Below are 6,944 nucleotides of genomic sequence, written 5' to 3'. Positions count from 1 at the left end.
GCCCTCGGAGCGCGGATCGGGGTTCCGATGCCCCGATGGATGCTGGAGCTCGGAGCCATCGGCATGCGCACCGAGACCGAGCTGATCCTGAAGAGCCGGTGGGTGCTGCCGGAGAAGCTCACAGCGGCCGGTTTCGAATTCCGATATCCGTTCCTGGAGGACGCGATCCGCGAGTCCTTCGACCTCCCGCCGGCAGATCAGGGGCTGCCGGCCGCCTAAGAGGTGCCGGCTGGCGCGTCGCCGTCGGCCCCGCGCTTCTTCTCGATCTCCTGGCGCAACCGCCACTCCTCGATCTCACGGTCGAGATCGGCGATCTGCTGCTCGGTGGTTCTCGTGTCCCTCGGTGGCGCCGGACGCACGTCGGTCGGCGCCGCGGGCCGCTCAGCTCGTCGCATCCGCGGCATCCGCATGCCGGACTCCCCGTACTCGCGGCCGAGACCGAACCAGAGCAGGCCACCGATCAGCGGCAGCAGGATCACGATGATGATCCACGCCAGTTTCGGCAGGAACTTCACCAGCGAGCTGTCCCGCGTGATGATGTCGATCAGCGCGCCGATCATCAGGGCGATGACGAGGAGCGAGAACAGGAACGACATGAGTTCAGGGTAGACGACGCCGCGACGGACCGCAGGGGTCTACGGAAGCAGGTGTCCGCCGGCACGGAACAGTTCGTACCACTCGGGTCGGGTGAGCGCGACATCGGCACCGGCTGCCGCATCACCCACCCGCTCGGGCGTCGTGGTTCCGAGGACCACCTGCATGCCGGCGGGGTGGCGGGTGATCCAGGCGGTCGCGATGGCGATCGGGGTGACGTCGTGCACCGCCGCGAGGCGATCGATCACGGCGTTCAGCTCCGCGTAGGCGGGGTTGCCGAGGAACACCCCGTGCGAGAAGCCGTCCTGAAACGGCGACCATGCCTGGATCGTGATCCCGTTGACACGGCAGTACTCCACGATGCCGCCGCCATCGCGCACCAGGCTCTGGTCATGGCCGGCCATGTTGGCAGCGACCGGCTGCGCGATGATCGGTGCGTGCGTGATCGACAGCTGGAGCTGATTCGCCACCAGCGGCTGCCGGACTGCGGTGCGGAGCAGATCGATCTGACGCGGGGTGTGGTTCGAGACGCCGAACGCCCTGACCTTTCCCGCGCTCTCCAGGTCATCGAACGCGCGGGCGACCTCCTCGGGCTCGACGAGCGCATCGGGGCGGTGGAGCAGGAGCACATCGAGGCGGTCGGTCCGCAGAGCAGCGAGCGAACCCTCGACCTGGGCCACGATGTGCTCGTAGGAGAAGTCGAACATCCCCTGCGAGGGCACGATGCCGCATTTCGTCTGCAGCACGATCTCGTCGCGCTCGGAAGAGGTCAGCTGCAGCGCCTCGGCGAACCGCGACTCGCAGTGGTGCATGCTGCCGCCGTAGATGTCCGCATGGTCGAAGAAGTCGATGCCCGCAGCCCTGGTCGTGTCGTAGAGGTGGCGGATGTGCGCGTCATCCTTGTCGTCGATGCGCATCATGCCGGCGATCACGGCGGGGGCGGTGGACGATCCGAACGACACTGTCTTCATGCCCCCACGCTATCGCCAGGCACGGACACGGCGGTCCGGCACAGCAACCGTCACGAGTCGTCGCCTGCCGCTCCCGGAAGAAGCGCGGTGACCGGGATGCCGAGCACATCGGCGATACGCACGAGGTCGACGACGGTGAAGTCCTCCCTGCCGTCGAGAAGCTCCCCCAGGGCGTCCGGGCCGATACCCGAACGCTCCGACAGCTCGGAAAAGGACACCCCGGCGTGAAACCGTGCTCCGTCGACTTCCGATGCCAGCAAATGACGCAATTCCGTCCCCATACGCCTACACTAGCGCCACGAACGGACACGAATGGGGGTCGAATGGGCCAGAATGGCGGCATTCTGGCGTCGTCACGCTGCTATGGTGAGCCGGGTGAAGACACCTGCAGAGGAGTTCAACGAGGCCGTGGGTCGCCAGATGCGCGCGGAGATCGCCGCCTCGCGGAGCAGCATCGCCGCGATGGCGCGCAGCATCGGCATCGCCCGAAGTGCACTCGACAACTACGTGACGGGCAAGCGAGCGATCCCGGTACCCGTCGTCTACGCGGTCTGCGCCGACCTCGGCGTCGAGCCCCATGTCCTGCTCGCCCGCGCGGAAGAGCGCCTCAGAGCCGACGGCGAGACCACAGCGCGCATCACGCCGATCCGGCGCACCCCCGATGTCGCCGGCCCCCGCGAAGATAGCCGTGAGGTCGCCTTCGAATCCGGCGTCCGGCACGACGCCGACACCGACGACCTCTACGAGTAGGCCGATACCGGCTTCCGCCCGCGAGACGTCACGAGGAGGAGAGAATGCACCAGCTCCTCCACCTCGCCGACGCGCAGCGGGTGCGCGTGGTCGAGCGGCCCGGCCGCACCCGCGGGGGCTACGACCCCACCACGCGCACGATCCGCCTCGCTCCGGGGATGAGCGCCCGCACGACCCGCAGTGTGCTCGCCCATGAGCTGGGGCACGCCTGCCTCGGTCATTTCCCCGCGACGACATCGGCCACACGAACGCAGCAGGAGCGTCAGGCCGACGAATGGGCGGCGTCCCGCCTGATCACGCCGCGGGCGTATGCCGAGGCGGAAGAGGTGCGCGGGCCGCACCTGGCGAGTCTCGCCTTCGAGCTGGACGTCACCATCGAGTTGGTCGAGGCCTACCAGCGCCTGCTGCGTCAGAGGCCCCTCGTCACTGCTGGTTGAATATCGGCATGGCCTTCCTCGTCGCCCCCTCCCCCGTCACCCTCTCCGGCGAGCTCGTGGAACTCCGACCTCTCGATCGATCGCACATCGACGGACTGATCGAGGCAGTGCAGGAGGGGGACCTCTGGAAGACGGCGTGGTACACCTCGGTCCCCGCACCCGACGGCGTGGCTGCGGAGGTCGAGCGACGGATCGGCCTCATCGAGAAGGGCGAGATGATCCCCTTCACGGCCTTCGACACCAACGGTCGCATCCTCGGGCTCACGTCGTACTACGACATCGTGGCCGACGTACCCCGACTGCACATCGGCTTCACCTGGAATCGACCGTCCGCGCACGGCTCGGGCACGAACGCCGAGTCCAAGCTGCTGCTGCTGCGTCACGCATTCGAGTCCCTCGGAGTCTTCCGCGTCGGCCTCACCACGCAGTGGGTCAACTTCCAGTCGCGGGCGGCGATCGAGCGCCTCGGCGCGAAGCAGGACGGGGTCATGCGGGCGATGAGCCGCTACCGCAACGGCGCGCTGCGCGACAGCGTGGAGTACTCGATCATCGAACCGGAGTGGCCGGCTGTCAGGGCGAACCTCGAGGCGAGACTCGCCAGACGACGCTGACGTCGATATCGGGACGCCGGATCCCATACCGGTACTCTGCGCGAGAATCCTCGCCAGATGCGTGTCCTCGAACGCGATCGCCGCCATGATTCATGGAGCCTGTGCAGGAATTCGCACAGGAGGTCGGGCGCAGATCGCGTCCGCGTCGCTTCGCCCGGAGAGGTATCGCATGGCCGACCCCACATCCCGCGTCCCCCTCGATCCCGAAGACGCACGCGAGAACGAGCGTGAGCTCACGGGTGATCGCACCCTCGCGGTCGCAGACTTCTCCAACGAGGAGGCGGGGTATCACAAGACCCTCAAGCCCCGCCAGATCCAGATGATCGCGATCGGCGGCGCGATCGGCACGGGGCTGTTCATGGGTGCGGGCGCACGTCTCGCATCCAGCGGCCCTGCACTCATCCTCGTCTACGCCCTCTGCGGTTTCTTCGCGTTCCTCATCCTCCGCGCGCTCGGCGAACTCGTGCTGCACCGCCCTTCCTCGGGCTCCTTCGTCTCGTACGCACGAGAGTTCTACGGTGAGAAGCTGGCGTTCGCGAGCGGCTGGCTCTACTTCCTGAACTGGGCGATGACCTCGATCGTCGACGTCACGGCCGCCGCGCTGTACGTCAAGTTCTGGGCGCAGTACTGGGAGCCGCTGCAGGCCGTCCCCCAATGGCTCATCGCCCTTGTCGCTCTGGTCGTCGTGCTGTCGCTCAACCTGGTCAGCGTGAAGCTGTTCGGCGAGATGGAGTTCTGGTTCGCGATGATCAAGGTGACCGCTCTGGTCGTCTTCCTCGTGGTCGGGACCTGTTTCATCATCTTCAACGGCACCACGGATCTCGGAGTCACCGGGATCGCCGTCATCGCCGACAACGGCGGTGTGTTCCCGATGGGCTACTTCGCCCCGATACTCGCCATCTCGGGTGTCGTGTTCGCGTACGCGTCGATCGAACTCGTCGGCACCGCCGCCGGTGAGACCTCAGAGCCCGCGAAGGTCATGCCCAAGGCCATCAACACCGTCGTGGTGCGGATCGCCGTCTTCTACGTCGGCTCGATCCTGTTGCTCTCGCTTCTGCTGCCGTTCGACACGTACAAGGCCGGGGAGTCGCCCTTCGTCACCTTCTTCTCCCACATCGGCTCGCCGTACACCGGAGCGGTCGCCGGGTCGGTCATGAACTTCGTCGTCCTCACCGCAGCGCTCTCCAGCCTCAATGCGGGCCTCTACTCCACTGGTCGCATTCTGCGATCCATGTCCGTCAACGGCTCGGCGCCTCGCTTCACGGCGAGGATGAGCGCGAACGGCGTACCGTTCGGCGGCATCCTCCTCACCGCCTCGATCACGCTGATCGGGGTCGGCATCAATGCCCTCTGGCCCTCGCAGGCCTTCGAGATCGTGCTGGAGGTCTCGGCCATCGGCATCATCGGCGGCTGGGCGACGATCATCCTGTGTCAGCTGAAGATGCACACGCTCGCGAAGAGAGGACTGGTGGAACGCCCATCGTTCCGGATGTTCGGAGCCCCCTACACGGGCTACCTGACCCTGGCGTTCTTGCTGTTCGTGCTGGTGTCCATGGGCTTCTCCGAGACCGGACGTTGGGTGCTGGCCTCGCTCGTGCTGCTCATCCCCGCACTGGTCATCGGGTGGTTCGCCGCACGCGGCAAGATCGCCGACGCCGCTCGGGTTCGGGAAGGCTTCACCGGTGTCCTGCCGGTCGTCGCCGGACGCCAGGCAGCGGAGGCGCTGCGGCGCAAGAAGCCCTGAGGCGACGACGCGCCGCGGGGGTTACTCGGTGGCGTTGCCCGACCAGTTGTTCGAGCGACGAGTGGCCGAGCCGCCCTGGCGGAAGATGAAGGCGAGCGCCAGCGTCACCAGCAGAAGACCGCCGCAGAAGGCGAGCGCCTGGAATGCCGGCAGCCCGAAGGAGATACCCATCAGCAGGATGCCTCCGATGAAGAGGATCATGAAGAAGAGGAAGCTGAGGATCACGGGATCTCCTGTCGTCGGTGCCGTCTACCAGGATAGCCCGGACTGGGAAACCCCCTGTGCACGTTCTTCGAGGTCTGGTGTGCTCGGAGCATGAACACTCCCCTCACCGCCGTCGCCATCTCCTGCACGCTCAAGCCGTCTCCCGCGTCGTCCAGCTCCGACCTCCTCGCGACGCAGCTCCTCGACGCCCTGGCAGAGCACGATGTCACCGGCGACCTCGTGCGCGCCGTCGACTTCTCGCTGAGCCCTGGGGTCGAGAAGGACATGGGTGACGGTGATGAGTGGCCGCGAATCCGTCAGCAGGTACTCGACGCCGACATCCTGGTCTTCGTCACGCCGACGTGGATGGGTCAGCATTCGAGCGTCGCGCAGCGCGTGCTGGAACGCCTCGACGCTGAGCTGGGCGAGAGCGACGAAGACGGCCGCCCCATCCTGTTCGACAAGGTGGCCATCGCCGGCGTCGTCGGCAACGAGGACGGCGCCCACCATATCGCGGCGATCCTCTTCCAGTCACTGAACGACGTCGGATACACGGTTCCCGCACAGAGCTCGGTCTACTGGAACGGCGAGGCGATGCAGACCACCGACTACAAGGACCTCGAGGAGACTCCCGAGAAGGTCGCGTCCGCGATCAGCACTGCCACCAGGAACGCCGCTCACCTGGCGCGGTTGCTCAAGGCGCAGAAGTACCCCGCGGAATGACGTCGATCAGGCCGTGAGGTCGAGGGCCCATTCGTTCACGGTCATCTCGGCGCCACGGAACTGGTCCGTGACCGTGCCGTGCAGCGTGAAGCCGTTACGTCGGCAGACTCCGTTTGAGGCGGAGTTCTCGATCGCGGGACAGGCCATCAGGAGCCGCCGCGGCTCGGGGTGCGCACGGGCGTCGTCTATCAGGAGGGCGAGGGCTTTCGATGCGACCCCGCGCCCCTGCGCTTCGGGTCGGACGAACCATCCGGTCTCCCATGCCGGCTCATCCCTCCACACGACCGGCCAGTAGCCGATCGACCCGAGCGACATCCCCTCCTCGTCCTCGACGACGAACATCCGCGCTTCTCCGGAGGCGACCAGGCGCAGGTAACGGGCGTGGCGCTCCGTGATCTGGTCGTCGGTCTCCGGCCCGTTGAGGTGCGCGGTCATCTCTGGGGTGTTGGCGGCATGCAGCAGCTCGAGGTCGTTCTCGGACCAGGTCCGGAGTCTGAGGGTTTCCATGCACGGATCTTGCCACGGGCCGCCGACATCACAGGGCGAAGATCAGTTCGCTCCCGTGCGGTGTACTCGGGAGAGGTGTAGGTTGCGGAGATGGAGCCGATCCGAGTGGGGCTCGTGGCGGACCCGGCTTCGCCCACCGTCGTCGCACGTCGGATGACCGATCTCACACCGCCGGTCGCCGCGCAGGCCGACGGCTGGATCGTCGAGCTCCTCAGCGAGCCGTTCACCCTCGGATCCGAAGACGTCGACGTCGCCCTCGAACGACTCCGCGCGCACGCCGAGCAGAACCGGTGGGACCTCGTCGTCGGCGTCACCGAGCTCCCGCTTCGCGACGACGACGGTCGCTATCTACTGGCGGCGATCGATCCTCGACGCCAGGCCGCGGTGCTGTCCCTGCCCGCAC

At 66.8% G+C, this 6,944-nt stretch carries 11 protein-coding genes and 1 pseudogene; 7 read left to right on the top strand and 5 right to left on the bottom strand.

Going from position 1 to position 6,944, the window contains the following annotated elements:
* The coding region (locus tag DSP71_RS18065) for a DUF1731 domain-containing protein (RefSeq protein ID WP_113681744.1) at nucleotides 1-219 on the top strand (219 nt) is incomplete at its 5' end.
* Here DSP71_RS18065 and DSP71_RS18060 read toward each other — a convergent pair.
* From DSP71_RS18060 to DSP71_RS18050, 3 genes are read right to left on the bottom strand one after another with little or no spacing between them, the layout of a single operon-like run.
* The gene (locus DSP71_RS18060; RefSeq protein ID WP_113681743.1) at nucleotides 216-596 is read right to left on the bottom strand and encodes a PLDc N-terminal domain-containing protein; all 381 of its coding nucleotides are present in this window, start codon (nucleotides 594-596) and stop codon (nucleotides 216-218) included. The genes DSP71_RS18065 and DSP71_RS18060 overlap by 4 nt on opposite strands.
* A 39-nt stretch (nucleotides 597-635) precedes the next feature.
* Nucleotides 636-1,565 carry an aldo/keto reductase family oxidoreductase gene (locus DSP71_RS18055; RefSeq protein ID WP_113681742.1) on the bottom strand — a complete coding sequence of 310 codons (930 nt, stop codon included), beginning with the start codon at nucleotides 1,563-1,565 and terminating at the stop codon, nucleotides 636-638.
* A gap of 50 nt (nucleotides 1,566-1,615) precedes the next feature.
* A complete protein-coding gene (locus tag DSP71_RS18050) occupies nucleotides 1,616-1,846 on the bottom strand; it encodes a helix-turn-helix domain-containing protein (protein WP_220151143.1) in 231 nt (76 codons plus the stop codon).
* Nucleotides 1,847-1,940: 94 nt separating this feature from the next.
* On the opposite strand from DSP71_RS18050, the gene DSP71_RS18045 reads away from it, so the two are divergent.
* The 4 genes from DSP71_RS18045 to DSP71_RS18030 all read left to right on the top strand — a co-directional run bounded on the left by DSP71_RS18045 (nucleotide 1,941) and on the right by DSP71_RS18030 (nucleotide 5,107).
* On the top strand, nucleotides 1,941-2,315 hold the full coding sequence (locus DSP71_RS18045; RefSeq protein WP_231589757.1) for a helix-turn-helix domain-containing protein: 375 nt from the start codon (nucleotides 1,941-1,943) through the stop codon (nucleotides 2,313-2,315).
* 44 nt (nucleotides 2,316-2,359) lie between these two features.
* On the top strand, nucleotides 2,360-2,752 hold the full coding sequence (locus tag DSP71_RS18040; protein WP_046749758.1) for an ImmA/IrrE family metallo-endopeptidase: 393 nt from the start codon (nucleotides 2,360-2,362) through the stop codon (nucleotides 2,750-2,752).
* Nucleotides 2,753-2,760: 8 nt separating this feature from the next.
* Nucleotides 2,761-3,363 carry a GNAT family N-acetyltransferase gene (locus tag DSP71_RS18035; RefSeq protein ID WP_058631232.1) on the top strand — a complete coding sequence of 201 codons (603 nt, stop codon included), beginning with the start codon at nucleotides 2,761-2,763 and terminating at the stop codon, nucleotides 3,361-3,363.
* A gap of 169 nt (nucleotides 3,364-3,532) precedes the next feature.
* A complete protein-coding gene (locus tag DSP71_RS18030; protein ID WP_113681741.1) occupies nucleotides 3,533-5,107 on the top strand; it encodes an amino acid permease in 1,575 nt (524 codons plus the stop codon).
* 21 nt (nucleotides 5,108-5,128) lie between these two features.
* Here the strand turns inward: DSP71_RS18030 and DSP71_RS18025 are convergent, their stop codons facing one another.
* Complete coding sequence (locus DSP71_RS18025; protein WP_028503256.1) at nucleotides 5,129-5,332, bottom strand: hypothetical protein; 204 nt, start codon at nucleotides 5,330-5,332, stop codon at nucleotides 5,129-5,131.
* A gap of 90 nt (nucleotides 5,333-5,422) precedes the next feature.
* Between DSP71_RS18025 and DSP71_RS18020 the strand changes: the two genes are divergently transcribed.
* Nucleotides 5,423-6,034: a flavodoxin family protein gene (locus DSP71_RS18020; protein ID WP_113681740.1), complete on the top strand. Its 612-nt coding sequence runs from the start codon at nucleotides 5,423-5,425 to the stop codon at nucleotides 6,032-6,034.
* A 6-nt stretch (nucleotides 6,035-6,040) separates the two neighbouring features.
* Here the strand turns inward: DSP71_RS18020 and DSP71_RS18015 are convergent, their stop codons facing one another.
* Nucleotides 6,041-6,541: a GNAT family N-acetyltransferase gene (locus tag DSP71_RS18015; protein ID WP_113681739.1), complete on the bottom strand. Its 501-nt coding sequence runs from the start codon at nucleotides 6,539-6,541 to the stop codon at nucleotides 6,041-6,043.
* A 90-nt stretch (nucleotides 6,542-6,631) separates the two neighbouring features.
* On the opposite strand from DSP71_RS18015, the pseudogene DSP71_RS24245 reads away from it, so the two are divergent.
* A pseudogene (locus tag DSP71_RS24245) lies at nucleotides 6,632-6,944 on the top strand (hypothetical protein); the annotation flags it as partial.

This window comes from Microbacterium sp. H6 (assembly GCF_003314775.1).
In the GTDB taxonomy this organism is placed as follows: Bacteria; Actinomycetota; Actinomycetes; order Actinomycetales; family Microbacteriaceae; genus Microbacterium; species Microbacterium oxydans.
Note: the sequence above shows the minus strand (reverse complement) of the source record. Positions and strands in the feature narration are given on the sequence as shown.